Raw genomic sequence first — 1,994 nt, forward strand, 5'->3', positions numbered from 1 at the left:
CTTATGAGCAGCGAACGCTATGACAGCATCTGGGACGCGTTGGCCGATTCGCCGCAGGAGGCAGAAAATCTGCGTCTGCGTGCACAGCTGATGCGCGCTCTTGCAGAGGCTGTGAATAATTGGGGAATGACTCAAAAAGATGCAGCCCAGCGGTTACAACTGACGCAGCCTCGGCTTAATGATCTGCTGAAAGGCAAAGTCGATAAGTTTTCTCTGGATGCGCTGGTGAATATGTTGGCCGGTGCCAACTTGAAGATCGAGGTTGAAGTTACGGCGCGAGCAGCGGCGTGAAGTGCGTCTTTTAGTAGCGCAGTACGCGGCTATTTTCTTCCGCCGTTCAACTGCTAATCTTCCGCCGTCGCCTAAGTAGCTGGCGTGTTGTTTTCAACTGGTTTCAGACGTAGCAGGGCAGGAAGCCCGCGTTAAGGAAGACAGCAACCGTGGATTCAAAGATCTTCTATAGCCGCCATGGCAGCCCCCGCACCGCTTACATTTCCACGCGCTTGGTGCCGAATATGCTGGCGGTAAAATTTGCGGTGATCGCCCAGGAGATTGAAGAGGGTGAGGCGCTGCCAAGCATGGAAGGCCATCACTTCCTCGATGAGCAGCTCAAGCGCATGGGCGTGGTGATTATTGATGTGGTGTCGGTGCGTAAAGCCACGAAGAAAACCGACACCCGTTAGGCGAGCCGAGCATGGTCGGCTCGCCTGTGGGTTACCCCCGTCGACGCATCATCAGCAGCGCCACGGCAACGGCCGCAGCAGCCACCACGGCGGCCATAACGCCGAGCGATTGCAGGCCGAGATGGCGAATACCCAAACCGCCCAGAATGGCGCCCAAACCAATACCGGCATTGGCCGCCGAAATATTCATGCTGGCGGCCAATGCTTGCGCTTTGGCGCCGGCTTGCATGACACGCACCTGGCAGATCGGGAACAACGCGGTGTGGGCAACACCCCACGCCGTCAACGCGATGATCAACCAGACGGTATGGCCAGCAGCCGGTACCGCCGCGAGCATGCCCGCTGCCAGCATCAGTAGAAACAGCACCATGGCCAGCAGTGGATTGCGGTCGACCATGCGCCCGCCCAAGTGATTGCCGAGCATACCCACCGCGCCAAAGCCCATTAGCCACCAGCCCACTTCTTTGCTGGGAATGCCAGCCAGTCGCTCAAGGGTATCGGCTAGGTAGGTGTAGGCAATAAACATGGCGGTAAAGGCCAGCGTCGAAAGCAACACGTGGGCAAGAAAGCGCGGTTGTTTAAGGATTTGCGTCTGGCTTTCGCCATGGGCCTGTTTCGGCGCGGCTGGCATGTTGGGCATCACCAATTGGATCAACAGCGCAATCAACAGTGCGGCCCCTGCCAACAACCAGAAACTGCCACGCCAGCCGAAGGCGTCGGCGGCCAACGTGCCCAGCGGAATGCCAAATACAAAGGCGGCAGAAATACCCATATACACCTGCGCCACGGCTTTACCGGCATTGCCCGGACCGGCCAGTTGCCCGGCGGTTTCGCTGGCGGTACTCCAGAACACCGGCAGAAACAGCGCAGCGATAAAGCGCGCCAGCGCCAGTACCCAAATGTTCGGCGCCAGGGCAGCCAGGGCGTTGGAAGCCACAAACACCAGCAGCACAAACACAAACAGCTTTTTGCGCGGCAGGTGGGCGAGCTTGGCGGTGAGCAGCGGGCCGAAAATCATCACGGTAAAGGCGAACAGCGTGACCAGTTGGCCGGCCAGGGGGATGGAGATGTTCAGGTCACGCGCCAGGGTTGGCAGCAGGCCAAGGATGAGGAATTCCGTGGTCAGGATGATAAAGCCGGCGATGGCCAGAATCAGGATCGACAGGCCCGCGCGTGGTGCAGCTTCAGCGGGGACAGCGAAGGTTGAGGTTTGCATAGCGAATAGCTCGGTGAGAATCTAGGTCGCTAGCTTATTGGCGAATTGCTGTCTTATTTGCGGTACTTTCTCCTGATTGCTGTGAATTTATTTCC

The 1,994-nt window shown here is 58.1% G+C and carries 3 protein-coding genes; 2 read left to right on the forward strand and 1 reads right to left on the reverse strand.

Annotated elements, in window-relative coordinates; all coding sequences use genetic code 11:
• Positions 1–3: 3 nt before the first annotated feature.
• Both AAAB16_RS16745 and AAAB16_RS16750 read left to right on the forward strand, forming a co-directional pair.
• Positions 4–291, forward strand: a complete 288-nt coding sequence (locus AAAB16_RS16745) for an XRE family transcriptional regulator (RefSeq protein WP_340664340.1) — start codon at positions 4–6, stop codon at positions 289–291.
• A 149-nt stretch (positions 292–440) separates the two neighbouring features.
• Entirely contained in the window at positions 441–683 is a 243-nt protein-coding gene (locus AAAB16_RS16750; protein WP_340664338.1) for a hypothetical protein, read from the forward strand.
• 31 nt (positions 684–714) lie between these two features.
• On the opposite strand, the gene AAAB16_RS16755 is transcribed toward AAAB16_RS16750, so the two are convergent.
• A complete protein-coding gene (locus AAAB16_RS16755) occupies positions 715–1,899 on the reverse strand; it encodes an MFS transporter (RefSeq protein ID WP_340664339.1) in 1,185 nt (394 codons plus the stop codon).
• Positions 1,900–1,994 lie beyond the last annotated feature (95 nt).

This window comes from Pseudomonas sp. (assembly GCF_037994325.1).
Classification (GTDB): Bacteria; Pseudomonadota; Gammaproteobacteria; order Pseudomonadales; family Pseudomonadaceae; genus Aquipseudomonas.